Origin of the sequence: Corynebacterium sp. ES2794-CONJ1 (assembly GCF_025660615.1) — a bacterium.
Lineage (GTDB): Bacteria > Actinomycetota > Actinomycetes > Mycobacteriales > Mycobacteriaceae > Corynebacterium.
In genome coordinates this window covers 24,275-49,264 of the sequence record NZ_JAOTIM010000006.1, presented here as the reverse complement: position 1 = coordinate 49,264, position 24,990 = coordinate 24,275, and the positions used below count along the sequence as shown (strand labels likewise).

25 protein-coding genes are annotated in these 24,990 nt (G+C 54.6%); 21 read left to right on the top strand and 4 right to left on the bottom strand.

Annotation, left to right across the window (positions count from 1 at the left end; genetic code table 11):
- Positions 1-44 precede the first annotated feature (44 nt).
- The 16 genes from N7326_RS08235 to N7326_RS08160 all read left to right on the top strand — a co-directional run bounded on the left by N7326_RS08235 (position 45) and on the right by N7326_RS08160 (position 15,025).
- Positions 45-719: a hypothetical protein gene (locus tag N7326_RS08235; RefSeq protein WP_259079890.1), complete on the top strand. Its 675-nt coding sequence runs from the start codon at positions 45-47 to the stop codon at positions 717-719.
- Between the two features lie 6 nt (positions 720-725).
- A complete protein-coding gene (gene hemW / locus N7326_RS08230) occupies positions 726-1,850 on the top strand; it encodes a radical SAM family heme chaperone HemW (RefSeq protein WP_259079901.1) in 1,125 nt (374 codons plus the stop codon).
- Between the two features lie 4 nt (positions 1,851-1,854).
- Complete coding sequence (gene hrcA, locus N7326_RS08225) at positions 1,855-2,850, top strand: heat-inducible transcriptional repressor HrcA (protein ID WP_259079902.1); 996 nt, start codon at positions 1,855-1,857, stop codon at positions 2,848-2,850.
- A gap of 362 nt (positions 2,851-3,212) precedes the next feature.
- Positions 3,213-4,073 (top strand): hypothetical protein, encoded by an 861-nt coding sequence (locus tag N7326_RS08220; protein ID WP_259289604.1) that lies wholly within the window; start codon positions 3,213-3,215, stop codon positions 4,071-4,073.
- 150 nt (positions 4,074-4,223) lie between these two features.
- On the top strand, positions 4,224-5,348 hold the full coding sequence (dnaJ, locus tag N7326_RS08215) for a molecular chaperone DnaJ (RefSeq protein ID WP_259158684.1): 1,125 nt from the start codon (positions 4,224-4,226) through the stop codon (positions 5,346-5,348).
- A gap of 2 nt (positions 5,349-5,350) precedes the next feature.
- A complete protein-coding gene (locus N7326_RS08210; RefSeq protein ID WP_259158685.1) occupies positions 5,351-6,097 on the top strand; it encodes a 16S rRNA (uracil(1498)-N(3))-methyltransferase in 747 nt (248 codons plus the stop codon).
- 41 nt (positions 6,098-6,138) lie between these two features.
- A complete protein-coding gene (locus N7326_RS08205) occupies positions 6,139-7,116 on the top strand; it encodes a PhoH family protein (RefSeq protein WP_259079911.1) in 978 nt (325 codons plus the stop codon).
- A gap of 2 nt (positions 7,117-7,118) precedes the next feature.
- Positions 7,119-7,709 carry an rRNA maturation RNase YbeY gene (ybeY, locus tag N7326_RS08200; protein WP_259079914.1) on the top strand — a complete coding sequence of 197 codons (591 nt, stop codon included), beginning with the start codon at positions 7,119-7,121 and terminating at the stop codon, positions 7,707-7,709.
- Complete coding sequence (locus N7326_RS08195) at positions 7,706-9,013, top strand: hemolysin family protein (RefSeq protein ID WP_259079916.1); 1,308 nt, start codon at positions 7,706-7,708, stop codon at positions 9,011-9,013. Before ybeY ends, N7326_RS08195 begins: the two co-directional genes overlap by 4 nt.
- 137 nt (positions 9,014-9,150) lie before the next feature.
- Entirely contained in the window at positions 9,151-10,044 is an 894-nt protein-coding gene (gene pdxS / locus N7326_RS08190; RefSeq protein WP_259079917.1) for a pyridoxal 5'-phosphate synthase lyase subunit PdxS, read from the top strand.
- Positions 10,045-10,623, top strand: a complete 579-nt coding sequence (gene pdxT / locus N7326_RS08185; RefSeq protein WP_259079925.1) for a pyridoxal 5'-phosphate synthase glutaminase subunit PdxT — start codon at positions 10,045-10,047, stop codon at positions 10,621-10,623.
- A gap of 21 nt (positions 10,624-10,644) precedes the next feature.
- A complete protein-coding gene (pdxY, locus tag N7326_RS08180) occupies positions 10,645-11,496 on the top strand; it encodes a pyridoxal kinase PdxY (protein WP_263088452.1) in 852 nt (283 codons plus the stop codon).
- A gap of 36 nt (positions 11,497-11,532) precedes the next feature.
- The gene (gene era / locus N7326_RS08175) at positions 11,533-12,450 is read left to right on the top strand and encodes a GTPase Era (RefSeq protein ID WP_259079936.1); all 918 of its coding nucleotides are present in this window, start codon (positions 11,533-11,535) and stop codon (positions 12,448-12,450) included.
- On the top strand, positions 12,450-13,175 hold the full coding sequence (gene recO, locus N7326_RS08170; RefSeq protein ID WP_259079938.1) for a DNA repair protein RecO: 726 nt from the start codon (positions 12,450-12,452) through the stop codon (positions 13,173-13,175). The genes era and recO overlap by 1 nt, the downstream gene beginning before the upstream one ends.
- Before the next feature lie 33 nt (positions 13,176-13,208).
- On the top strand, positions 13,209-13,946 hold the full coding sequence (locus tag N7326_RS08165; RefSeq protein ID WP_259079941.1) for an isoprenyl transferase: 738 nt from the start codon (positions 13,209-13,211) through the stop codon (positions 13,944-13,946).
- Positions 13,943-15,025: a VIT1/CCC1 transporter family protein gene (locus tag N7326_RS08160; RefSeq protein WP_263088451.1), complete on the top strand. Its 1,083-nt coding sequence runs from the start codon at positions 13,943-13,945 to the stop codon at positions 15,023-15,025. The genes N7326_RS08165 and N7326_RS08160 overlap by 4 nt, the downstream gene beginning before the upstream one ends.
- A gap of 28 nt (positions 15,026-15,053) precedes the next feature.
- Here N7326_RS08160 and N7326_RS08155 read toward each other — a convergent pair whose 3' ends face one another.
- Positions 15,054-15,479 (bottom strand): Fur family transcriptional regulator, encoded by a 426-nt coding sequence (locus N7326_RS08155; RefSeq protein WP_259079947.1) that lies wholly within the window; start codon positions 15,477-15,479, stop codon positions 15,054-15,056.
- A 343-nt stretch (positions 15,480-15,822) separates the two neighbouring features.
- Complete coding sequence (locus N7326_RS08150) at positions 15,823-16,158, bottom strand: ArsR/SmtB family transcription factor (protein ID WP_259079948.1); 336 nt, start codon at positions 16,156-16,158, stop codon at positions 15,823-15,825.
- Between the two features lie 430 nt (positions 16,159-16,588).
- Between N7326_RS08150 and N7326_RS08145 the strand changes: the two genes are divergently transcribed.
- Positions 16,589-17,974 carry a glycine--tRNA ligase gene (locus N7326_RS08145; RefSeq protein ID WP_263088450.1) on the top strand — a complete coding sequence of 462 codons (1,386 nt, stop codon included), beginning with the start codon at positions 16,589-16,591 and terminating at the stop codon, positions 17,972-17,974.
- Positions 17,975-17,979: 5 nt separating this feature from the next.
- The gene (locus N7326_RS08140) at positions 17,980-18,534 is read left to right on the top strand and encodes a hypothetical protein (RefSeq protein ID WP_259079950.1); all 555 of its coding nucleotides are present in this window, start codon (positions 17,980-17,982) and stop codon (positions 18,532-18,534) included.
- Positions 18,535-18,594: 60 nt separating this feature from the next.
- Here N7326_RS08140 and N7326_RS08135 read toward each other — a convergent pair whose 3' ends face one another.
- Entirely contained in the window at positions 18,595-20,661 is a 2,067-nt protein-coding gene (locus N7326_RS08135; RefSeq protein WP_263088449.1) for a TPM domain-containing protein, read from the bottom strand.
- Positions 20,662-20,717: 56 nt separating this feature from the next.
- Here N7326_RS08135 and N7326_RS08130 point away from each other — a divergent pair, with 56 nt between their 5' ends.
- Together N7326_RS08130 and N7326_RS08125 are read left to right on the top strand one after the other, a co-directional pair.
- Positions 20,718-21,368, top strand: coding sequence for a YdcF family protein (locus N7326_RS08130; protein ID WP_263088448.1), 651 nt, complete (start codon positions 20,718-20,720; stop codon positions 21,366-21,368).
- A gap of 4 nt (positions 21,369-21,372) precedes the next feature.
- The gene (locus tag N7326_RS08125; protein ID WP_259079962.1) at positions 21,373-22,650 is read left to right on the top strand and encodes a deoxyguanosinetriphosphate triphosphohydrolase; all 1,278 of its coding nucleotides are present in this window, start codon (positions 21,373-21,375) and stop codon (positions 22,648-22,650) included.
- Here the strand turns inward: N7326_RS08125 and N7326_RS08120 are convergent.
- On the bottom strand, positions 22,630-23,058 hold the full coding sequence (locus tag N7326_RS08120; RefSeq protein WP_259079963.1) for a ribonuclease domain-containing protein: 429 nt from the start codon (positions 23,056-23,058) through the stop codon (positions 22,630-22,632). The two genes, N7326_RS08125 and N7326_RS08120, sit on opposite strands and share 21 nt — an antisense overlap.
- Before the next feature lie 71 nt (positions 23,059-23,129).
- Here N7326_RS08120 and glmS point away from each other — a divergent pair, with 71 nt between their 5' ends.
- Complete coding sequence (gene glmS / locus N7326_RS08115) at positions 23,130-24,983, top strand: glutamine--fructose-6-phosphate transaminase (isomerizing) (protein ID WP_263088446.1); 1,854 nt, start codon at positions 23,130-23,132, stop codon at positions 24,981-24,983.
- The last annotated feature ends 7 nt before the right edge of the window (positions 24,984-24,990 follow it).

The window sequence follows — 24,990 nt, the reverse complement described above, 5'->3', positions numbered from 1 at the left end:
GAGTGCCGCCTACAGGTCTCGACAAAAAAAGGGGGTGTAAACGGGTGCTACATGTTTTCGATGCAACCGTTCGACACCTGCAACTAACTCAGGAAATCTTTAATATCGGCGATGAAGTTGCCACCTATATCGAAAACTTGGCCGAAGCCATCGCCGATTGGGATGCCGAATTGGTTGAGGATTGCCTCGAAGAATTTTCCCTGATTGTCGAAGACGCTCGCGATGATTCTCGGCGCGTGATGGCCGAGCTGATCGGCTTGCGTCAGGCCCTAACCTCTGGTCTTGCCTCTGGAACAGTATCTATGGCTGCGCCGCGATTAAAAGAGACGGATCGGCCCGTGATCGTCAATAGCGCTAGTCTCAGAGAACGTTTTCCGCTCCGGCAATCGCCGGTGAGTGTTCAAGAACTGAGCATAGCCTTGCGGGCTCGCACTGAATTCATAGGCGAATATTTAGACCATATTGTGCAGTGGGAACTCAAAGAAACGGAACGCGCGGCTCGCGACGTTGACAGCCTTAGTCTGCCGCTGCTGTATGCCCGCACCTTTGAAGCAGTCACAGCGGCCAGCGATGCCTGGTTGCAGACGGTAGCAACCGAACACCCACGTTTTACCGCTGGGCTGCGCGGATCTCACCCACCGGCTTTCTTGAGTGAGCGGGCGCGTATCGATGCTGTGGTGGCTCGGGTCAAAGCCAAAAAACACAACAAAGTATCCTAGGTTCAGATGTTCGGCGTATATATCCACGTCCCCTTTTGTCAATCCCGGTGTGGTTACTGCGATTTCAACACCTACGTCCCAGGCGAATTAGGTGCGTTTTCACCCGCTACATACCTTGACGCCCTGGAGCGCGAGCTTCAGCTCATGGTTCAAAGCTACGATATAGGTCCAGCACATACCGTTTTTATTGGTGGGGGAACCCCATCAGTTCTCGGGGCTAAGGGGCTGAGCCGAATCCTCGATGCGATTAGATCTACGTGCGGAATCGCCCGTGGTGCGGAAATAACTACGGAATCCAATCCCGAGTCAACCTCACCCGAGTTCTTTGACTCTCTGCTGAAGGCGGGGTTCACCCGACTCAGTCTCGGCATGCAATCTGCGAGCCCTAGGGTTCTTAAAGTTCTTGAGCGCCAACACACCCCCGGGCGCGCCTTCGAGGCGGTGCGGGAGGCTCAGCGGGCGGGCATTAACCATATCAATCTGGACATGATCTATGGCACCCCCACTGAACGCGACTCAGATATACGCGCCACCCTCGAGCAGATCCTTGCTTTAGATATCGACCATATCTCGGCCTATTCCCTAATTGTCGAGGACGGCACGAGGATGGCCCGGAAAATTAGAAACGGCCATATTCCCGCACCAGATGAAGATATTTACGCTGACCGCTTTGAGATGATCGATCGTGCCTTACAGGCCGCAGGCTTTGATTGGTACGAGGTCTCTAACTGGGCAAAAAAGGGCGGGCAGTGCCACCATAATCTAGGTTATTGGCGCAATCACGACTGGTGGGGAGCAGGGCCAGGGGCTCACTCGCATCTAGACGGCACACGCTTTTATAACGTTAAACACCCCGCGCGGTATGCGCAGATGATCAATGCAGGTCAGTTGCCTATCGCAGAACGCGAGGTGCTGAGCACTCAAGAGCGCCACGAAGAGCAAGTCATGTTGGGGCTTCGGCTTAAGGAAGGTTTGGGAAAAGAGCATTTCAACGAGCTGGAGGTGCAGGTGATTCAGCGGTTCGCCGAACGCGGCCTCCTGACGGTGGGGCAGCGCGTCGCGGTCAGTGATAGGGGGCGACTACTTGCCGACGGAATGATTGCAGATATCCTAGTAGCAGGAGAAAGGTAGGGATATGAGCACACTGAAGCGTCGGCAAGAAGTGTTGCGTGCAATCGTCGCCGATTATATTCGCTCCCAAGAACCTGTTGGGTCGCAAGCCTTACTCGATCGCCATCAACTCAACGTGTCCTCCGCGACCATCCGCAATGATATGGCCGCACTAGAGGCAGAAGGCTATATCGCGCAGCAACATAAGAGTTCAGGCAGAATTCCGACGCATAAAGGCTACCGGCTTTTTGTCGACTCACTGCACGAGGTAAAACCCCTGAATCCCGCGGAGCGTCGGGCAATCTCGAGCTTCCTCGAAGGGGCCATCGACCTTGAAGAGGTGCTCAAGCGCTCGGTCCACCTGCTCGCGCAGCTCACGCATCAGGTGGCAGTGGTGCAAATGCCGACTTTAAAAGCGGCGCGCGTTAAGCACCTCGAATTGGTGACTCTCAATCCCACCAGGCTGCTCTTAGTGCTGATCACCGATACCGGTCGCGTAGAGCAGCGCATTGTCGACCTCGACGCCGCTATCGACGAGGATCAAGTAGCGCGCCTGAAATATCTGATTAATAGTGCCTTGGACGGTGTCTTCTTATCCGAGGCCGCCCTAGCGCTCAGCGGGCTGATGGCCCGTGCTGAAGCAGATTTAAGCCCGCACCTCATCAGCTGTGTGAGTGCGTTGGTCGATACTTTTATCGAGCACCCTAGTGATCGCCTCATCTTGGCTGGAACCCCGCACCTGCAGCGTTTCTCCGCTGATTTCCCCCGTGTTCTGGAGGCACTCGAGGAGCAAGTCGTGGTGCTGGAACTTTTAGCGAATGTGCAAGATCTCGGGACAACGAGCGTGATGATTGGCGAGGAAACCCGTGACGATAAGATGCGCGAAGCATCTGTGGTGGCCACCAGCTATGGGGTGGGCGGTCTGGGGGTTGTAGGGCCCACCCACATGGACTACCCAGCAACAATGGCCAAGGTGCAGGCGGTAGCGCACTATGTCTCTAAAGCTGTGATCAATTACTAGAAGAAGAAAAATCTAAGGGACCTAGAGCGAGAGGATCGATTACGCTTGAGCTTGCTAGCTTAAGCGCTATCGATATGAGAGCGGCCCTGCGTCGGAAAACTTATTGTTAGAGACCTGAGAATTTTCGCCCATACTCGACGCGGCGCAGTCCAAAGCCTTAAGAATCATCAGCCAACGATGGTTAATACCTATAAGGGATGATGACAGCGGGCAGTAGATTCGATTTTTATCTCCAGTATGGCCAAAAATGCTCCGAAAATAAGGGTTGAGCTTTCGTTTTGCAAGGGAAAATGGTGGGAGCTATATTTTTCTGGACATATTTACCAATCTCTAGTGCCCACGACAGGAAAGGTCATCTCATCATGAAGCCTCGTATCTTCGCTGGTTCGCGATCCATCACCCGGTTTGGAGCTGCCGGCCTCCTCGCGGTTCTTACCGCTGGCCTCATCGCCCCTGTGTCCCAAGCCCAAACCCAGCCTCCACAGGGAGTTGAATTTCCGTGGCGCACAGTCGCTTGCGATCATGTCTCCACCCATCCTGAGGTCACCGTGTCATGGCAGGATCGCGATGCGCGCGCTGGCGATACAATTTCCTACGAACTGGGAATCCGTAATAATGGCTTCTCTCGTGGGCCGTTCTATGTCGGTGTCACAGCTGATCCCTTCCTCAATTTCCACACCAACAGTGATAACCTCTTCCTGTTGTACCTACCTTGGCACGTCAAGGATGGACGGCGAGATCCGGTAGTCGAGAACGGATCATCGATCTATCTCACTTATACTCGCACGCTGACTCACGAAGATATCGCCGCTGGCACCGCACACCTAGAAGTGTCTGCACCGATTAGCGAGGGCCCCTCGGCTGAACCCATCTGCTCGGCGATCTTCACTCTCGACACTCCATTGATATCGAAGCGCCATGCACCCAGCTCCACACCGCGTCCTCATGCACCCAGCTCGACGCCACGTCCTCATTCTCCCAGTAGCACCCAAGAGAAGCCCGCTGTAGAAAAGCCACGGCCTATCCCTACCGCTACCAAAAACCAGCCTCAACCTTCTCAGCCTTCGCAACCTGCTCAGCCACTTCCTCCGGCAGACCAAGACTCCCCTCAGCAGTCCACCGGAAGTAGCCGCGGCGCCATCATTGGCTCAGTGATCGCAGCACTCATTTCGATTGTGGGAATCTTTGGTGGGCTATTCAATCACTTCCTCCTCGGCCGGTAGTATGAGTTTCTCTCTCCCGCCCCTCGGTCAAGTTAGCCGAGGGCGGTTTATCCATTGAGGGCGATTAGGGCCTAGTTATGGGAACGTGACTAGAATGTGCTTTTTAGACACGATCACCGTTTCGAACTAGTAGATAATAAAGGACTTTTTGTGGCTCGCGATTACTACGGCATTCTCAATATCTCCAAGGATGCATCTGATAACGAAATCAAGAAGGCCTACCGTAAGTTGGCTCGTAAATACCACCCGGATGTCAATGACACCCCAGAGGCGGCAGCGAAATTCAGTGATATCTCCCTCGCCCAAGAGGTTCTCCTCGACCCGGAAAAACGTCGCATTGTCGATATGGGCGGTGACCCCATGCAGCAGGGCGGCGGGGGACAGCACCCGGGCTTCGGCGGCGGTTTCGGAGATATTTTCGACGCCTTCTTCGGTGGCGGTGGTGGCGGACGGGGCCCAATAAGCCGGGTACGCCCAGGCGATGACGCCCTGGTGCGGTTGTCGATCACTCTCGAAGACGCTTTCCAAGGTGTCGATGAGGAGATCACCATCGACACCGCCGTGGTCTGCGATATCTGCCACGGTTCGGGATCGAAAACCAAGGCTCAGCCCGTCAGGTGTTCTCGATGCCAAGGCTCGGGTCATATCGAGCAGATGCAGCGCTCCTTCCTCGGCAATATGCTCACCACCGTCGCATGCCCAGTCTGCGAGGGCTTCGGCGATATCATCGAAGACCCGTGTGATAAGTGTGCCGGCCACGGCCGGGTGCGCACCCGACGCAATAAGTCGGTTCGTATCCCAGCGGGCATTGCCAGTGGTATGCAACTGCGTTTAAGTGGCGAGGGTGAGGTGGGCTTGGGCGGTGGCCCTGCCGGTGATCTGTATATCGAGATCACCGTTGCACCGCATCCTATCTTCGAGCGAGAAGGCGATCACCTCCATTTCCGGGCCAATATCCCGATGGTTGATGCGGCCTTAGGCACCGACTTATCAGTAACAGGTCTGGACGGGGCCGAGATCACTTTCGAGATCCCAGCCGGTACCCAGCCCGGTGAAGTTGTCACTATCGAGGAAAAGGGCATGAAGCAGCTGCGCGCGGACAGCTTCGGCAATATGATTGCCCATATCAATGTCATGGTTCCGCGAGAATTGGATGAACAATCGCGCAAGATTCTGCAGTCTCTGCGAGATCACCGCCAAGATTTAGCACAAGTCCATGAATCCGCGGATGATAATTCATTCTTCTCGCGGATCCGTAATAAATTCCGGAAGTAGTCATGTCACTACCAGTATTCCTCCATTCCGCCCCGCTGCCCCAAACAGGCGCCGTTGAACTAACAGGGTCGGAAGGGCGGCATGCGGTGAGCGCTAAAAGGATTGGAATCGGGGAACATATTGAGCTTGTCGACGGCCACGGTTCCCGGGCGTTGATCGAGGTTCAGGAGATTTCGGGCAAAGATACTCTGCGCGGAATGATCCTCCAGTGCGATAAAGAAATTCCTCAGTGCCCACATATTACGGTGATTCAGGCGCTGCCGAAGTCTGAACGCAGTGAGCTCACCGTCGACCTGCTCACCCAAGCTGGTGCGGATGCCATCGTGCCATGGCAGGCGAGTCGGTGCATCGCTCAATGGTCGGGGCCTAAAGCGGACAAGGGAATAAAGAAGTGGCAATCCGCAGTCCTAGCCGCCGCAAAACAATCCCGGCGAAGCTATCTCCCCGAGATCTATCCCCTGAGTTCGACACCTCAATTAAGGGAGATTTGCACCGAAATGGACCTGGTCCTCGTGCTGGCGGAGGATTCTGCGCAACCTATTGCTCAGGCTCTGCGTGATTATCCCCACGTCCAGCGCTTAGCACTCATTGTTGGCCCGGAGGGGGGAATCAGCCCAGAGGAATACCAGGTTTTCATCGACCTCGGAGCGCATTTGGTCAAATTGGGCCCCGAGGTACTGCGCACCGCTGCAGCTGGAATGGTGGCCTTAGCGGCTCTGGGCGTACTCACCCCACGGTGGTCGCTCTGATACTGTGAGGTGGACACTATACTTGTGGAAGGTAAATTTTTTTGAGTCAGATAGTACGCACGGTCGAAGTAGATAGTAATCATGCGCCGGTAATTTTCGGCATTAATGATCGCCATATCAAGGTCTTAGAAGACCACCTCGATTGCAGCATTCATATACGCGGAACTGTTGTCACTCTCAATGGGGTGGACCATGAGGTCTCCAGGGCGATCAAAGTGCTCAAGGAATTGCAGTCTATGGCGCGCCGCGGAGTGGAGATCACACCAGATGCTGTGAAACATACGCTGTCGATGATTACCATTGAGTCCCCCCAGTCAGTAGCCCGGGCGCTCGCTAGCGATATTGTGGTGCGCCGCGGAAAGTCAGTGCGCCCAAAAACTTATGGCCAAAAGGAGTATGTGGACGCGATCGACGATAATACGATCGTTTTCGGGCTGGGTCCTGCGGGCTCGGGTAAAACTTATCTCGCCATGGCTAAGGCTGTCCAAGCTCTCCAAGCTAAGCACGTGAGCCGCATCATTTTGACTCGCCCTGCTGTTGAAGCAGGGGAGAAGCTGGGCTTTTTACCCGGCACTCTCAACGACAAGATTGATCCCTACTTGAGGCCTTTGCACGATGCGCTGCGCGATATGGTGGAGCCGGAAGTTATTCCTAAGCTCATGGAAGCAGGTATTGTCGAGGTGGCTCCGCTTGCATATATGCGCGGCCGCACCCTCAACGATGCCTTCGTTATCTTGGATGAAGCTCAAAATACGACTGCGGCTCAAATGAAAATGTTCCTGACCAGGCTTGGATTCGGTTCCAAGATGGTTGTTACAGGCGATATCACCCAGGTGGATCTTCCTGGTGGCCAAAAGTCTGGACTGCGCCTCGTGCGCTCCATTCTGCGTGGGGTGGAAGGTGTCCACTTTGCTGAACTCGGTGCTGAGGATGTGGTGCGTCACCAGCTCGTCGGTCGCATCGTTTCTGCTTATGATTCCTATGAGGCCGCGGAAGAAAAGCGTCGACAAGAAAGATAACAATGAGCATCGAAATTCTCAACGAATCTGGGTATACGCTCATCAATGAGGTAGCACTCGTCGATTGCGCTCGTTTTGTGTTGCGGGAGATGGATATTCACCCGGAGGCGCTCTTGACTATTTCGTTGGTGGGTACCGCCACGATGAGTGATTTGCATATGCAATGGATGGACCTGCCGGGACCGACGGATGTTTTGAGTTTCCCCATGGATGAACTCACTCCGCATTCGCAGCGCCCAGATGCTGTGGACCTAGGGCCAGCAATGCTCGGCGATATTATTTTGTGCCCCGAATTTGCCGCTCAACAGGCTGATAAAGCCGGCCACGATCTCGCCCATGAATTGGCGTTATTAACCGTGCACGGCTGTTTGCATCTCTTAGGCTATGACCATATTGAGCCGCGCGAAGAGCAATATATGTTTGCCCTCCAGAATGATTTATTGCGGGATTGGTACGACGATTGCGCCGCGCGCGGTCTGGACTTCCAGCCTCGCCCCGAAAATGAGGGGGCTTTTCCCACCGCGGCCCAGCGGTTGGCCCTCGATCAACAGATGGACTCTGAGCAGTCAATCCCTGCTATTGGAGAACAGTGAACTCGCTTAGCCTCATCGTCATTATTGTCTTAAGCCTCCTGATCGCCACAACTCTAGGCGTCATCGAGGCCGCTATCGCGCATGTCTCCCGAGCGCGAGCGATCAAAGATGTCAAAGATGCCCCCACCCAGACCCATAAGAGCCTGGTTAAGGTTCTAGAGCGCCGCGAAGAACACAGTAATATACTTGGTCTCGCTCGTACCCTCTTCGGTGCTATCGCAGCCGTGAGTGCGGGCTTCCTCGCTGACTCCACGTGGCACCATTGGGGAATCTCGGTGGGCCTGGTTTTTGCCACTCTTATCGCCTATATGCTGCTGGCCGTTATTTCTAATTCCATTGGCCGGGCCGCCCCTTATGCGATTAGCGTGAATGCGGCAATCTTTCTGAATACGCTGGCCGTCATCCTAGGCCCGCTAACTCGGGTTTTAGTCTATGTGGGAAATCGCATAGCGCCCGGCGCTGGCTATGGAGATGGTCCGTATTCGACGGAGATCGAGCTGCGTGAGATGGTCGATATCGCCTCGCAGCAGGGCGTCATGGAAAACGAAGAACGGCGGATGATCCAAAATGTCTTCGATCTAGCTGATACCACGGCCCGCGAAGTGATGGTGCCGCGCCCTGAAATGGTGTGGTTGAACTCCGGCATTACTACCCGCCAGGCCACGGGAGTCTTTGTGCGCTCGGGTCTGTCTAGGCTTCCTGTAATCGGGGAGAATGTGGACGATATCGTCGGTATTGTCTACCTCAAGGATGTGATGAAAAATACCTTCCTCAACGATGATGCCGGCACTACACCTATCGACGATATCCTCAGGCCAGCAAAATTCATTCCAGATTCAAAAAAACTCGATATTTTACTGCAGGAGATGCAAACCGAGCGTTTCCACCTGGCCATCCTCATCGACGAATTTGGAGGAGTTGCTGGCCTGTTGTCGATCGAGGATATCTTGGAGGAAATCGTTGGCGAGATCGCTGATGAATACGATCAGGAAGAACTGGCTCCAATCGAGGATCTCGCCGATGATTCTTATAGCTACCGCGTGGTGGCACGCCTGAATCTCGAGGAACTAGTGGAGCATATCCGAGAAAAGCACGGCATTGACTTCGAATTCTCAGATGAAATTGAAGACCAGGTGGAAACCGTGGCGGGGCTCATCTCCTTCGAGGAAGGCCGCGTGCCCTTGCCTGGCACGGTCGTTGAAACTAACGGTCTGCGTTTACAGGCCGAAGGGGGACGGGACACGCGTGGGCGGGTACGTGTGCGCTCTGTTCTGGTCACCCTTTTGGACACGCATCAAGAATGAGGGATTTTTGAATAAAAGTCCACTGATGTGGACGTTTTCGATGAAATCCATTATTAATAACACCTGGGTGAGGGCGTGAAGCCGGCTCACCCCTTATGATAAAGCAGTACCTTTGTACCTCACTTCAAGGAGATTTGATGAGCAGCGAAAAGTTTACTGGTACCGCGCGTGTTAAACGTGGCCTAGCGGAGATGCTCAAAGGAGGCGTGATCATGGATGTGGTCACCCCGGAGCAGGCCAAGATCGCCGAGGACGCGGGAGCCACCGCTGTGATGGCACTCGAGCGTGTGCCAGCCGATATTCGTGCCCAAGGTGGGGTATCGCGCATGTCAGATCCCGATATGATCGACGGCATCATCAACGCCGTCACCATCCCCGTGATGGCCAAAGCGAGGATCGGACACTTCGTGGAAGCTCAAGTACTGCAATCTCTAGGGGTAGACTTCATCGATGAGTCGGAGGTGCTCAGCCCTGCCGATTACACCAACCACATCGATAAATTCGCCTTCGACATCCCATTCGTCTGCGGGGCAACCAATCTCGGAGAGGCATTGCGCCGCATCAACGAAGGTGCAGCTATGATTCGCTCCAAGGGTGAGGCAGGCACCGGTGATGTATCCAATGCAGTCACTCATATGCGTACCATTCGTGCTGAGATCAATCGCCTCAGCTCCATGTCTCGTGATGAACTCTACGTGGCGGCCAAGGAGCTCCAAGCCCCTTATGAATTAGTCGTGGAGGTAGCCAGCACTGGGAAACTCCCAGTTGTGCTCTTTACTGCTGGAGGCATTGCCACCCCAGCTGACGCCGCCATGATGATGCAGATGGGGGCGGAGGGAGTCTTTGTCGGCTCTGGCATCTTCAAGTCCGGTAATCCAGAACAACGGGCCCGCGCAATTGTTCAGGCAACCCAAAATTATGACGACCCCGATACGATCGCTCGCGTTTCCCGCGGTCTGGGCGAAGCCATGGTGGGCATTAATGTCGATGAGATCCCCGTATCGCATCGCTTGGCCGAGCGCGGTTGGTAGATGATCGGCATCTTGGCGCTCCAAGGGGGCGTCAGCGAACATGCTCGCATGCTCGAAATTTTGGGTCGGGAGTACCGGTTGGTTCGCCGGGTCGAGCACCTTGAGGGGCTTACCGGGATTATCTTGCCAGGCGGCGAATCCACTACGATATCGACCTTGCTCGAATTAGGGGGCCTATTAGAACCGCTGCGCCACCTGGTGCAGCAGGGCTTGCCCGCCTATGGCACATGCGCTGGCATGATCCTCCTTAGTTCACGTGTGCTTGATACCAGAGCAGATGCGCACTGCCTAGGGGCACTAGATATAACGGTGCGTCGCAATGCATTTGGGCGTCAAGTCGATTCATTCGAGGAAACTCTCGATATAGCTGGTAAGAAGGTCAATGCAACCTTTATCCGGGCTCCCTGGGTGGAGGAGATTGGCCCCGGCGTCGAAGTTCTCGCTCGTACCGCGAACGGGGCGATTGTGGCGGTAAAGCGCAATCATGTGCTTGCTACTAGTTTTCATCCCGAGCTGGGACAAGATACCACGGTCCACGAGCTCTTTATCGACATGGTGGATAATTCCACTTCCGCCTAGGAGCGTGGAAGAATACTCGATATGAGCATTCTTTCGATTCAATCCCACGTTTCCTATGGGCACGTGGGTAATTCTGCGGCAGTTTTCCCCCTCCAGCGTATCGGCCACGAGGTGTGGCCCGTGCATACCGTTAATTTTTCTAACCATACCGGTTACGGAGATTGGGGTGGTCAGCTCATTCCGGCTGACCACGTTCGCGATGTCATAGCCGGAATTTCCGCCCGCGGTGCTTTCGCCAATATCGAGGCCATTATCTCGGGCTATCAGGGTGGATCCGATATCGCTGAGGTTATCACCGAGACGGTTGCTGCGATAAAGAGAAAGAATCCTTCAGCTCAGTATGCCTGCGATCCCGTTATGGGTAATGCGAAGTCGGGGTGCTTTGTGTCGGAATTAATCCCGCCCTTGCTCCGCGACGTCGTCGTGCCTGTGGCAGATATCATCACCCCCAATCAGTTTGAACTGGGCTATCTCACGGGGATGGAGGCGAGCGATCTTGAGTCCACTATCGCTGCAGCTGATAAGGCGCGCGCCCTCGGTCCGCATACGGTTCTGGTGACCTCTGTGATGCGTCCGGGCCGGCCAGAGCACACCGTGGAAATGGTGGTTGTTAATGATGAGGGTGTGTGGATCATCCAAACCCCTTATCTCGACGTTAAGCGTAATGGCTCCGGGGATGTCACCGCAGCTTTATTTACCGGCCACTATATTCGCGATTTCGATGCCAAAAAGGCATTAGAAAAAACAGCGGCCGCCATCTTTGATCTTATTTCGATGACGTACGAAGAAAACTCTCGGGAATTGCTGTTGATTAAGGCCCAAGATTCCTTTGTGAATCCACACCATCATTTTGTGGCGTCGAAAATCCGCTAAGCTAAAGAAATCCCAACACTCAATCTAAGGAGAAGGGTGAATTTTACCGATACCCCCGAGGGATTCCGCTCCGGTTTTATCTCATTTGTAGGACGACCCAATTCGGGAAAGTCCACGCTCACCAACGCACTGGTGGGAGAAAAGATTGCGATTACCGCCAATCAGCCCGAGACAACCCGCCACCCCATTAGAGGCCTGGTGCACCGCGACAACGCCCAAATCATCGTCGTGGATACCCCGGGTCTACACCGCCCGCGCACGCTTTTGGGTGAGCGCCTCAATGAGGTGGTCAAAGATACCTATGCGGATATGGATCTGATTGCGGTCACGATCCCAGCCGATGAAAAGATTGGGCCGGGTGATCGCTGGATTGTGGACAATATTCGCAGCGTCGCCCCGAGAACGCCTCTGATGGGCATTGTGACCAAGGTGGATAAGGTCAGCCGCGATCAAGTGGCCGTGCAGCTGATGGCTTTGCATGAACTTCTCGGTAGTGAGTGCGAGGTGGTACCAGTCTCGGCGATCACGGGTGAACAGCGTGAGGTACTGATCGATGTGATTATCAATCAGCTTCCCGAGGGCCCGAAATTTTACCCCGATGATCACATCACCGACGACGATACCCCCACTCGGATTGCGGAGATCGTGCGCGAGGCCGCACTTGCTGGCCTCAAGGAAGAATTGCCTCACTCGGTGGCCGTGGAGGTTGACGAGATCATCCCGAGCACCGAACGTGAGGGAGTTCTCGATGTTCATGTTGTGATTTATGTGGAACGCCCGGGGCAGAAGAGCATTATTATCGGTCGCGGCGGACGCGGTCTGGGCCGGATCATTTTTAAAGCTCGACCCAGAATTATCGAGCTACTTGGCAGCAATGTTTTCCTTGACCTGCGGGTGAAGGTGTTGAAGAACTGGCAGTCTGATCCAAAGCAGCTCGGTCGCCTTGGATTCTAGTGGCTAGACAATCATATAAGGTGCGCGCGGTTGTCGTGCGCACTTATGATTTTGGAGAAGCCGATCGTATCGTTGTTCTCTTAAGTAAAGAGCATGGCATTATCCGTGCGGTAGCTAAGGGAGTCAGGCGCGCAAAAAGCCGCTTCGGATCGAGGCTGCAGCCCTTTGTGGAGATAGATGTACAGCTTTATCCGGGTCGTAATCTGGAGACTCTTACCCAAGCAGATACGGTGCGTTTTTTTGCCACCGGAATTGTGGAGGATTCGCAGCGTTTTATTGCCGCCACAGCAATTCTTGAAGTGGCGGAGCGCCTGGCTGAAGATGATCTTTATGATCTCGTTCTCGACCATATCGAACTGATGCGGCAGACGGCTTATCCCACGGTCGTCCTGGATGCATTCTTATTGCAAGCCATGCATATCGCGGGTTGGGCGCCCAGCCTCTTCCTGTGTGCGCAATGCCAGAAACCGGGGCCCCATCATGCTTTTCACCCGGCACCTGGGGGTGCGGTATGTGTGAATTGTCGGCCCCCCGGTTCCAAGGAATTAGATCCCGAAGCCTTGCATATAGCGTGGCTTCTCGAGCATCAATTCCTTGACAACGCGATCGAGATCATCGCGCAATCTTCGCATTTTCAGGCCGAAGTTCATCAGTTCGTGCGCCTCCATTTTCAGTGGTATGCCGAACGCAAAATTGCCGCCTTAGAAGTTCTCGATCAGGTTTAGGACTCGGCTGTCGCTAATGGCAAGATAGGAGAGGTGAGCGATAATCTACAGGCACCTCAAATAGATCCGCAGTTTATCCCCAATCATATCGCCCTCGTTATGGATGGCAATGGGCGGTGGGCTACGCAGCGCGGCTTAAAGCGTACCGAAGGGCACCAGCGCGGCGAAGCCGTACTGTTGGATATGGTCTCTGCTTGTTTAGCGCTAGGGGTGAAAAATCTCTCCGCCTATGCTTTTAGCACCGAGAACTGGCGGCGCAGCGTAGAAGAAGTGCGCTTTCTCATGGGCTTTAACCGTGATGTATTATCGCGCCAAAAAATGTGGCTTCATGAGCGTGGGGTGCGAGTTCGCTGGGTTGGCCGGCGCCCACGGCTATGGCGCAGTGTCATTAACGAACTTGAAGCGGCGGAAGAGCTCACCAAGAATAATGAGGCGATGACGCTGTATATGTGTGTTAATTACGGTGGTCGCGCGGAGATCGTGGACGGGGTTCGCGATATTGCCCGGAAGGTTCAGCAAGGCCTTTTAGATCCAGAAGACATAACGGAGAAGAATTTTCACATCTTTCTCGACGAGCCCGATATGCCCGACGTGGACTTATTCCTGCGACCGTCGGGGGAAAAGCGAACCTCAAATTTTTTGTTATGGCAATCTGCCTACGCGGAAATGGTTTATCAGAATAAGCTCTTCCCCGATTACACACCTGCTGATCTCTTTGACGCAGTTATTGAATATGCTCATCGTGACCGTCGTTTCGGAGGAGTGAAGTGACCCCTACCCCGGATGCCAAAACAATCCGCAAATGGCAGCAGTATCTGGCCAATGAACGCGCCGAGGCCGCGGTTTATCGGCAGTTAGCTCATAAGAGAAGCGGTGAGGAGAAAGAGATCCTCTTAAGTTTGGCGCGTGCCGAAGAACGCCACGAGAAATACTGGCGCGAAAAGTTGGGTGATGATGTGGGGCTCCCGCGCCGCCCAGATTTTAGCACCTTAGTGCTGGCGTTTATGACCCAGCACTTCGGTTCTCTTTTTGCTCTTGCATTAATGCAAAACGCGGAAATGCGCAGTCCCTATGAGAAGGATGCGGATGCCACGGCGCAAATGCACGCTGATGAGATGATGCATGGCGAGGTCATTCGTGGTTTAGCTGCGGATGCCAGGGAGAAAATGAGTGGCTCCTTCCGTGCTGCTATTTTCGGTGCAAATGACGGCCTCGTCTCCAATTTGGCGCTCGTCTTGGGAGTGATGGGATCGGGCGTCGATTCCCGCTTCGTCCTTCTTGCAGGTATCTCTGGTTTGCTCTCAGGGGCTCTGTCTATGGCGGCCGGAGAATATATTTCGGTGAAGAGTTCTCAGGAGCTGCGCGAGGCGTCCGCCCCGGATCAGAAGGCGCAGCGCAGTGTGGCGGCACTCGATGTGGATGCCAATGAGCTCGCGCTGGTGTACCGAGCACGTGGATTAGGTGATCACGAGGCTCAACTCAAGGCGGAGCAGGTCTTAAATTCCTTAGCGGATTCCCATGATCAGGCGTTGATAGAAGAGTTTGGGGAGAACAGCGACATCGACTCCAAGGAAGCTATTCATGCGGCCATCTACAGCTTCTGTTGCTTTGCTGGGGGAGCATTTATCCCGCTTATCCCGTTTATCCTGGCTTTTCAATTTAGTGGCCTCGTCTTGGGTCTAGCAGGCATTGTATTAGTTGGCATCGCCCTGATTGCTACGGGTAGTCTCACCGGTGTACTCTCCGGGAAACCTCCTGTGTACCGGGCGATCCGTCAACTGCTAATAGGACTCGGTGCTGCAGGTATCACCTATGTATTGGGTATGGCCTTTGGCACGATTATCGGCTGAACCCAGGGTTAGTGCCCTGGGTTAGGGGCTAGATAGTTGCGGCGCACTGTGAGCACGTGCCGTATATTTCGGCGTCATGTCCTGTAAGGGTGAAGCTATGGGCGCGGGAGACATCCTTCGCCCACTCTTCGACCGGGCCACCTTCGACCTCAACTGTGTGTCCACATTGGGTGCACACGAGGTGGTGATGGTGAGCGTTATTGAGGCATTGCCGATAAAGGGTTTCGCCGTTGGACATGTGCAAAGCGTCGACTGCTTTGATCTCAGTCAGCGACTGCAGGGTGCGATAAACGGTTGTCAACCCTACCTTGAGATTTCTCTTGGTGAGTTCCTCGTGGATCGTTTTTGCGGAGGCGAAATTATCAAAGTCGCGAAGAACAGTGACGACAGCGGCGCGTTGGCGGGTGCTGCGGACACCGAGCTTCGGAACCCTCGGTTCTAAAGTGCGGTTCATGATTCCATTCCCTTTTATGATTTTTTAGCTTCATACGCGCCTGTCAGAGCGCTATTGGCACCAGGTAGGGTGTCAGACCTAGGAGGTGGTAGATGAAGCAAAACGTTGCTATAGCTAGAAGTAAACAGGCCACGTGATGGAAAATTTCAAGAGCCTGAGCTGACTAGCTTCCATAGGGTGCTCACTGGTCGCGGGGACCGGTCAGCTGGAACAAACAGCACTTTACAGTCTAGCTATGACTCAAATCATACTAGATTTCGCTTTCATTAGCCGCAAAATGCCATCATGGGTTACGGTTTGATCCCGGATTTTCCGAGGGGTTGTTTTTTGTTTTAAAAGATATTTATCTCGATGATTCCGCTTGCATGGTGACCCGTTGAACAATGTCGAGCGCGAGGGGATTGCTAATGTGGTAAACGATTTTTCGGCCTTTTCGGGTACTACCCACGATGCCAGCTGTACGAAGTATCTTCAAGTGCTGGCTAATGAGCGGTTGGCTGCAGTCTAAGTGTTCGGCAATTTCGTTAACAAATAGGGGGCCGCCGCTTAAAAGCTGGATGATGCTTAAACGAGTGCTGCAGCTAAGGGAGGTAAAAAACCCCGCAGCCATTGTGAAATCGTGGCCCCAATTCATCGAGGTATTGCGGTTTTCTTGGGTACCGGTTAATGATCCCATCATCTCTCCATCGGTCGTTGCGTTTGGCTAACTAAACACTGTTCAATCGATATATCCCCTTCGGTGTTAATGGAGGTGGAAAAATCGATAGGTCAACAGTGGTTACGTGTATATACCTAAACTGTAGCGTTCCTGATACTTAAATATAGCGGAGATTCTACCTCGTACCACTTCCTCGCTCAGAACTTTAAGAACTGCTCCCGAACAAAAGCCCATATATAAGGTATTTGGCCTGTTTGTTTACTTAGGTAAGCCTTATACTTCTCAAAAGTGCTTGCCGTAGGGCACCAATTCTCTTAGGGAACTCGTGGAGGAGATTCTCTTCGGCAATCGGCTTAGGCTTCTCAGTCAAGAACTAGTAAAGTTGGAGGAACTCCCCGCGATTAACTGGGGGAAGGCTAATTACTAAGAAACCTCAAGGAGACCTTTTTCCATGGCTCAAAGCTCAGTCATTGATACCGTAGTAAACCTCTGCAAACGCCGCGGCCTCGTATACCCGTGTGGCGAAATCTACGGTGGCACCCGCTCCGCGTGGGACTACGGCCCCTTGGGTGTCGAGCTCAAAGAAAATATTAAGAAACAGTGGTGGCGCACCTTCGTTCAAGGTCGCGCCGATATGGTTGGGCTCGATTCTTCTATTATCCTGCCGCGCCAAGTCTGGGAGGCCTCCGGCCACGTAGCCACATTCACCGACCCCCTCGTGGAGTCGTTGCACACCCACAAGCGCTACCGCGCCGATCACCTAATCGAAGCTTACGAGGCTAAGCACGGCCACAAGCCCGAAAATGGCCTCGCTGATATTCCCGACCCAGAAACCGGACAACCGGGTGCGTGGACCGAACCCCAGATGTTCTCCGGACTGATGAAAACCTTCCTCGGCCCAGTCGATAATGAGCAGGGGCTACACTATATGCGCCCCGAAACTGCTCAAGGTATCTTCGTCAACTTCAAAAACGTCATGACCACCGCCCGCATGAAACCACCCTTTGGAATCGGCCAGGTTGGTAAAGCCTTCCGCAACGAAATCACTCCGGGCAACTTCATCTTCCGAACCCGTGAATTCGAGCAAATGGAGATCGAGTATTTCGTACCTGAAAATCAGGCTCAAGAAAAATTCGACCAGTGGGTTAATGACTGTTGGAACTGGTTCATCGACCTCGGTATTAACCCCGACAATATGCGTCAGTTTGATGTCCCAGAGGAAGAGCGCGCTCACTATTCCGCCGGCACCATCGACTTCGAATACCGCTTCGGCTTCAAAGGTAGCGAGTGGGGCGAATTAATGGGCGTGGCTAACCGTACCGACTATGACCTCGGCTGCCATATTGAGCATTCCGGTGAGGACCTCTCCTACCACGACCAGGTCAACGGCGAGCGTTATGTCCCACATGTCATCGAGCCCTCCTTCGGCCTCACCCGCGCCATGATGGCGTTCCTATGCGATGCCTACTACGAGGATGAAGCCCCGAATGCCAAGGGCGGGGTGGACAAGCGCGTAGTTTTACGCCTCGATCGCCGTTTGGCTCCCGTCAAGGTCGCGGTATTGCCACTATCGAAAAAAGACACCTTAACCCCAACAGCAGAGCGCATTGCGCAATCGCTGCGGAAATTCTGGAATGTCGATTATGATGTCGCGGGTGCTATTGGACGCCGCTATCGTCGACAAGACGAGATCGGCACCCCCTTCTGCGTTACGGTCGATTTTGATTCACTCGACGATGACTCCGTAACCGTGCGCGAACGCGATACCATGGAGCAAGAACGCGTCAAGATCTCCGAACTGGAGTCCTATCTAGCCACCCGATTGGTAGGTTGTTAACAAATATGTCCGATCCCATATACACCCAGTGGGCCAAGCGCACGGGCGAGTTTGCACGCCTGCTCGACCCCGTGGAAGATGAAATCGCGGTATTCCCACTCAAGGTCGGCTCCGAGCCCGATACTGCCATGGTGGGAACTAGTCCGTGGAAGGTACGCGCCGATAAGAACGAGCTCGAGGCCACGCTGCCAACCGCGCAGGTGTATCGCGCAACCACTGGCGATAAGCCCTTTGGTCGATCGCATGAGATCACCATCGATCTTGCCGGAACTAAAATCCGAGCCGTCAATGAAGGTGGTCAAGATTGGGTATACCTCGACGCCACCAATCGCAAAGTCGGGCAGTTTTCTGGCGGCAATAACGGGGTTCGGAAAGCCATTACCGAATTCGCCGACGAGACCGGGCGCAGTACCGACGATATTCTAAGCCCTGAACAGCGCGTATTCCTCTCGTGGGTGACTCGCACGCAATTAGAGTCGAAGATGATGTCAATGACTCTGGCGCTCATCCTCACCTCCCTCATGGCCATTGCGATTACAATATTTACCCTGCTGACCTAATCGCACTGACCCAGTAAAAAGATCCGGTTCACATAGCCTGTGAACCGGATCTTTTTGGGACTAGAAGCTGCCGCCGCGGGAGCCTCCACCGCCGAAACTGCCGCCGCGGGAGCCGCCCCCAAAACCGCCTCCCCCAAAGCCTCCGCCGCCGAAACCGCCACCAAAGCCTCCGCCGAAGCCCCCGCCGCGGCGGCCACCGCTCAGAAGTTCATTAATGACCATTCCGGCGACAAATGAACCTGTTCCACCCCCGGAACGCGGAGTGGAGTGACGCATCCGGTAATCGTCATCATCGCGTTGCGCTAAGGTGAGCGCGGACTGGGCTAATTGAGCCGCCTGCCTTGCGTAATTAATCGCCTGACGGGTATGACGGTTACGTTCATTTTCAGCCTGTGCATAGGACCGCTCAGCCTCCGCCAACTTGGTGCGCGCCCCCGCCCGGACGATGCGCCCTCGCGTAGAAATCAGATCCCGCGCGGCCCGAATATGAGCAGCAGCGACATCAGCTTGTTGCGTATATACCTGCAGAAGGCGAGCATGACTTGTGGTACCCTCCTGGATTTGCTCGAGCATCTCATCAAGACGCGCATCGCAATCACTCAATAGAGTCCAGGTACCCAAGGGATCAGTCTGGGCATTCGTCCGAGCTTGCTCAACCACGTGGCGCGCCTGCTCAATAGTCTCTTCCACAGCCTGCCAATTCATCGGAGTCCCCTGAGATTCGCCCTGCGCGCGAATATCTATGGCTTGCTGGATCTCCTCCTCAATTTCGGTAATGAGACCTCCGATGCCTGCACGCGCGCGATTAATATCACTGTGCGCATGTTCGATAGCTTTAAGCATCCGATCAGTTTGCGCACTCGCGGCTTCGGCCAGGCGAATGGCATCGACGAGCCCACCTTGTTCACCTGCGGGGCGATTAAGGAGACTGCGCCCGATATCAAGCTGCTGGTCAGCTTCTTTGAGGGCGGCTTGGGCGATCTCAATATTATGAGCGATCGGGCTTAAGATTGGCTCCTCAAATTCTTCCTTGAGGGCGTCGAGCTGCGCCTCAGCCTCAGGGAGACGTGCATATAATTCCACTGTCTCTCGCGTAATTCGGTCTAAATTATCCTGGGCGTGGACAAGTAGGTTGCGCAACTGGGCAAAATTATTTGCCTGTGCCTCGAGTGCATCATCGGCTTGGCCACACGAGGAAATAATATCGACGAGCAATCCGCGTTTTTCGACCTCGCCCGCATAGAGGCCGCCGTCGAGTTGGCGCTTTAATTCAAAGGCCTTCTGCAAGGTATGTGTGGAATGATTCATTGCGCTGGTGAAGGCCCGAGTGCGTTCGGCCCCAAATTCTGCCATAGCGATATCGAGCTCGGTGCGCGCCCGCTGAATCGATTCATCGGTACTCACCAACTCCTCAGCAGCAAGCTGCTCTAAAGTATCCAGCGGTAGTTGCTGCAACGCAGAGGGCTGGGCGGGATCAAGAGCGCGCGCCTTCTCTAAAATCTCCTGAGAAGATTTCTTCGACTTCCGACGAGTTGCGGCATATATCCCCCCTCCCGCCAGGGCAGTGGCGCCGAGACCTCCGACAACCCATCCCCACGAACCGTCTGAGTCCGAGGCAGGATCTACGGCAATCATGGTGCCGGCAGGATGTGCGGCATCCATCAACGCCACGGCAGATCCCGCAAAATCTCTCGCACTCAACGCCTGCGAGGAGGCATTCCACATGGCATCGAGCTCAGCGGAACTAAAGCCAGAGCCACCGGTAAAACCATAACTATTCGCCCCAATCACCATAACGATATCCCGGGGGCGCGCCGCACCCTCATTGAGGACCTGCTCACTCCAAGCCTCGGGGGTCAAGCCATCAAAATCATTGACCATTACCAAGGTAAACGTGCCATCCTCACCGGCAGCATAATCAGCAGCACGCTCATTAATCCACTCGATATCATTGGCGCTTAAGCGATCGGTGAAATCAGTCACGACTTGGGGATAGCTCACCGCGGGTTCCGCGATAACGTTCAGGGTGCTGGCATAGGCCAGGGGAGCAGCTGCTAAGAATCCGCAGACGCTGAATCCCAAGATCCCCACGGCAGTAGTAAAGGTGCGTGATAGCAATGATGTCATACCCTCTACAATAGCTAATCACAGCCATATCTCTAGGGGCGATTACACTGGCACCCATGTTTCGTCTCGTCCTCCTCCCGCCCTTTTTTCTAGGCCTCACGATCTGGAGCTACGGGGTGCTGCGCACAGGCAGCGTGCCCCATACGCACGCCCCGTTTCTCGTACTAGGTGCAGCCCAAAAAGAGGGCCGGCCATCGCCCATATTCGCCCAGCGCCTTAAGTGGGCTGCAGAGCTTCACCAGCGTGATCGCAATCAAGAGATCATGACGGTGGGCGGAAAGATGCCGGGAGAATCCCACTCTGAGGCCGACGTGGGCCGCCAGACTCTTGAAGAGATGGGGGTAGCAGCGGACAAGATCCGGGTGATCGCCTCAGGTCATGACACCCGCGGCTCCCTTATCGATGTCGCAGCTATGTGCCCACCACCGTGGATCGTGGTTACTCACCCCTCCCATGCCTTGCGGGTGCGTCTTTTGGGGGAACTGGAAGGCTTTGATTTTCAGCTGTCACCTACGCCTTATCATTCAGGTGTAGTAAAAGTGGGTCCGCTCATTCACGAAATGGGAGGAGTGACAGTATTAGCAGTTGAGCGCTTTATCTCGCCCAGGCTGGCCAAAGTCGTCCAGTGCTGGCTTCGCCGCCTCCAGGCATACTTAACACCACACCGCCTTGCTCGGGCAAAGCTATTGGAAAAAGCCTTAGAATAGGTGCATGATTTCCGCATACGGCTACTCCGACCATGACCGTCAGCGGCTTTATGAGGAGCCTGCTAAGCACCACGGTTTGGCTTCCACCCCTGAGGAACGCGGACCGTTCGCCCGTGATCGCGCACGGGTCCTGCACTCAGCAGCCCTGCGGCGCCTTGCTGACAAAACCCAAGTCGTAGGTCCCCGCGACGGAGACACCCCCCGCACTCGGCTCACCCATTCGCTCGAGGTAGCTCAGATTGCCCGCGGTATCGGGTCGTCCCTGGGGCTGAATGCCGATCTCTGCGAGATGGCCGGACTCACCCACGATATTGGGCATCCGCCTTACGGCCACAACGGGGAACAAGCCCTCAATATGCTCGCCACCGAGTGCGGAGGCTTCGAAGGTAATGCTCAGACCCTGCGCATCTTAAGCCGCTTAGAACCAAAAGTGCTTCTTGATTCAGGGGAGAGTGTAGGACTCAACCTCACGCGCGCCAGTTTGGATGCGGCATGTAAATATCCACGCACACGCACCAACCCTGACGGCAGCACCAACCGTAAATACGGCTGCTATGACGAGGACGCGGAGCTTCTTGAGTGGGTGCGCGCCGGACATGAGGATCAACAAAGCTCCATGGAAGCCCAAACTATGGATTTTTCGGACGATATCGCCTACAGCGTTCACGATGTCGAGGACGGGATCGTGTCCGGCCGCATTGATCTAGCAGTGCTCTGGGATTTCGTCGAGCTGGCTGCGCTTGCGGATAAAGGTGCGGAGGCTTTCGGAGGTAGTATCGACGGCCTCATCGATGCAGCCGGCGCACTGCGGGAATTACCGGTGGTCAAACGCGCCGCAGACTTCTCGGGGACTTTTCAAGGCTATTGTGATCTCAAGGCTTTGACCTCGCAGCTCGTTGGTCGGTATATCTCGGCGGTAGTCGCCGCAACCCGGTTAGCCAACGATATGCCCGTCGGACGCTGCTTAGGCACACTCGTGGTACCTGAGACCGTTGTGAACGAGGTCACCTTACTCAAAACCATTGCGGTGCTGTATGTTATGGAAGACGAGCACCACCAGCAGCGTCAAGATCGACAACGCGATCGACTCTTCCGAGTCTATGATTATCTTGAGGCCTCGGGTCCAGGTGCCCTTGATCCGCTCTACGAATATTTTTTCGAGCGGGCCCAAACCTCAGCCCAGCGTCAGCGGGTAATAATCGATGCCATTGCCTCCATGACAGAGTCGCGCCTCGAGCGAGTGGCGCACCGTAGCGCTGAGCTACGGTCCTACTTCAGTTAGGCGATTACTCTCCGCATCAGGGATCAGGCAGAAAGACTGATAATGATCGGGGGAGAAGTACCACCTATCCGGGTCTGTGTCACTTCCACCACCTGTGACGATGCGCAGGGGGCCGCGGTGGTTGAGGCCTGGAGTTTTAACTGTGTACTCGCGGTACTGCGAGTCTAAAGGAAGCAATCCCTCGTAATTGCCAAAGTGCCGATTATCATCGGCCGGAAAATCATACGGCCCACCACTGCGGATATCGCGGATAGTCTCCCACGCTTGGTCGGGGAGATCTTTAACATAACACTCGGAAAAAGCATTACCTGGAAAATCTGGGTAGCTCATATCGGTATTAAACTCTTCGCCGAAGAAAAACATGGCTATTATCATCACACCACCGAGGGCTACGAGGAGTCGACGCATAGTTATATATTCTCGCAGATTTTTAAAAAAAAATTAGTGCAAGAAAGCAGAGCTGCAGTACATTTGGGACTATGTGCGGAATTGTAGGATATATTGGCCAAGATCAACCCCAAGCTCTCGACGTGGTCCTTCAGGGACTCAAGCGCCTCGAATACCGAGGTTACGATTCTGCTGGTGTGGCGCTCATAGCTAACGAGCAGCTGTATATGCGCAAAAAAGCCGGGAAGGTCAAAGACCTCGAAGCAGAGATCGCGGCTCATCCTGTGCAGCCTTCTCGGATCGGGATCGGACACACCAGGTGGGCAACCCACGGTGGTCCCACCGATGCCAATGCGCACCCGCACCTAGCCGATCATGGGGCGCTTGCACTCGTTCACAACGGCATCATTGAGAATTTTGCTGAATTAAAAGCCGAGCTAATAAGCACTGGCATCGAAATTATTTCTGATACCGATACCGAGATTGTCGCTCACCTTATTGCCTATGAGCTACATCAGTTGGGTGATCTTGAATCCGCAATGCGGGCTGTCTGCCAGCGGCTGGAAGGAGCGTTTACACTCCTGGCCATACACCAGAATGCCCCCGACCGAATCGTGGCCGCTCGCCGCAATTCTCCTCTAGTACTCGGTGTGGGCCATAACGAGATCTTCCTCAGCTCCGATGTCTCCGGCTTTATCGACTACACCAGGGATGCCGTTGAGATAGCAAATGACAGCATCGTGACGGCTACCGCCACCGGATACGAGATCACCGACTTCGACGGAGCCCCCATCACAGGAAGCGCATTCAGGGTGGAGTGGGATGCCAAAGCCGCCGAAAAAGAGGGCTTCGACTCCTTTATGGAAAAGGAAATCCACGACCAGCCCGCCGCCGTTCGCGATACTCTTCTCGGGAGGGTCGATGCCACCGGCCATATTGTTCTAGACGAACTCCATATCGACGAGAGCATTCTGCGGTCGGTGGATAAGATCATTGTCATCGCCTGTGGTACCGCCGCCTATTCTGGCCTGGTGGCGCGCTATGCCATCGAACACTGGTGCCGGATCCCTACGGAAGTGGAACTCGCTCATGAATTCCGTTATCGCGATCCCATCGTGAACGAAAAGACCCTCGTTGTGGCGGTCTCCCAGTCTGGGGAGACCATGGATACCCTCATGGCGGTTCGCCATGCCCGTGAACAAGGAGCCAAAGTGGTGGCCATCTGCAATACCCACGGATCCACAATCCCGCGAGAATCCGATGCAGTAATTTATACGCACGCCGGACCCGAAATCGCTGTGGCCTCCACGAAAGCATTCCTAGCCCAGATCACCGCTTCCTATATCCTTGGACTCTACCTTGCGCAATTGCGCGGAAATATGTTCAGCGACGAAGTAGCAGCCATTTACGGGGAACTGCGCCGCATCCCAGAGAAGATCGCACGAGTTTTAGAATCCGAGCCTGATATTCAACACCTAGGGCGCAGGCTCTCTACGGCACAATCTGTTCTCTTCCTTGGTCGCCATGTTGGCTTCCCCGTCGCCCTCGAAGGGGCTTTAAAGCTCAAGGAAATCGCCTATATTCATGCGGAAGGGTTCGCCGCGGGCGAACTCAAGCACGGCCCCATCGCCCTCGTTGAAAAAGGGCAGCCTATCTTCATGGTGGTTCCTAGCCCGAGAGGACGAGGATTACTACACGCCAAAGTGCTCTCGAGCATTCAAGAAGTTAATGCCCGCGGCGCCTATACCATCGTGATCGCCGAGGAAGGGGATGAGAAGGTGGCAGAATGCGCGCACCATATTATCCGCGTTCCCGCCACCCCCAGCCTCATGCAGCCATTGGTTGCAACCGTGCCCTTGCAGATCTTTGCAGCAGCCGTCGCTAAAGCCAAGGGCTATGACGTGGACCAGCCGCGCAATCTCGCAAAAAGTGTGACGGTGGAATAGGGAGCGG

Coding starts and splice junctions, on each gene's coding strand:
- hemW (WP_259079901.1), top strand. CDS start 726: ATGTTCGGCGTATATATCCACGTCCCCTTTTGTCAATCCCGGTGTGGT.
- hrcA (WP_259079902.1), top strand. CDS start 1,855: ATGAGCACACTGAAGCGTCGGCAAGAAGTGTTGCGTGCAATCGTCGCC.
- N7326_RS08220 (WP_259289604.1), top strand. CDS start 3,213: ATGAAGCCTCGTATCTTCGCTGGTTCGCGATCCATCACCCGGTTTGGA.
- N7326_RS08210 (WP_259158685.1), top strand. CDS start 5,351: ATGTCACTACCAGTATTCCTCCATTCCGCCCCGCTGCCCCAAACAGGC.
- ybeY (WP_259079914.1), top strand. CDS start 7,119: ATGAGCATCGAAATTCTCAACGAATCTGGGTATACGCTCATCAATGAG.
- pdxS (WP_259079917.1), top strand. CDS start 9,151: ATGAGCAGCGAAAAGTTTACTGGTACCGCGCGTGTTAAACGTGGCCTA.
- pdxT (WP_259079925.1), top strand. CDS start 10,045: ATGATCGGCATCTTGGCGCTCCAAGGGGGCGTCAGCGAACATGCTCGC.
- pdxY (WP_263088452.1), top strand. CDS start 10,645: ATGAGCATTCTTTCGATTCAATCCCACGTTTCCTATGGGCACGTGGGT.
- N7326_RS08155 (WP_259079947.1), bottom strand. CDS start 15,479: ATGAACCGCACTTTAGAACCGAGGGTTCCGAAGCTCGGTGTCCGCAGC.
- N7326_RS08150 (WP_259079948.1), bottom strand. CDS start 16,158: ATGATGGGATCATTAACCGGTACCCAAGAAAACCGCAATACCTCGATG.
- N7326_RS08145 (WP_263088450.1), top strand. CDS start 16,589: ATGGCTCAAAGCTCAGTCATTGATACCGTAGTAAACCTCTGCAAACGC.
- N7326_RS08140 (WP_259079950.1), top strand. CDS start 17,980: ATGTCCGATCCCATATACACCCAGTGGGCCAAGCGCACGGGCGAGTTT.
- N7326_RS08135 (WP_263088449.1), bottom strand. CDS start 20,661: ATGACATCATTGCTATCACGCACCTTTACTACTGCCGTGGGGATCTTG.
- N7326_RS08130 (WP_263088448.1), top strand. CDS start 20,718: ATGTTTCGTCTCGTCCTCCTCCCGCCCTTTTTTCTAGGCCTCACGATC.
- N7326_RS08125 (WP_259079962.1), top strand. CDS start 21,373: ATGATTTCCGCATACGGCTACTCCGACCATGACCGTCAGCGGCTTTAT.
- N7326_RS08120 (WP_259079963.1), bottom strand. CDS start 23,058: ATGCGTCGACTCCTCGTAGCCCTCGGTGGTGTGATGATAATAGCCATG.
- glmS (WP_263088446.1), top strand. CDS start 23,130: ATGTGCGGAATTGTAGGATATATTGGCCAAGATCAACCCCAAGCTCTC.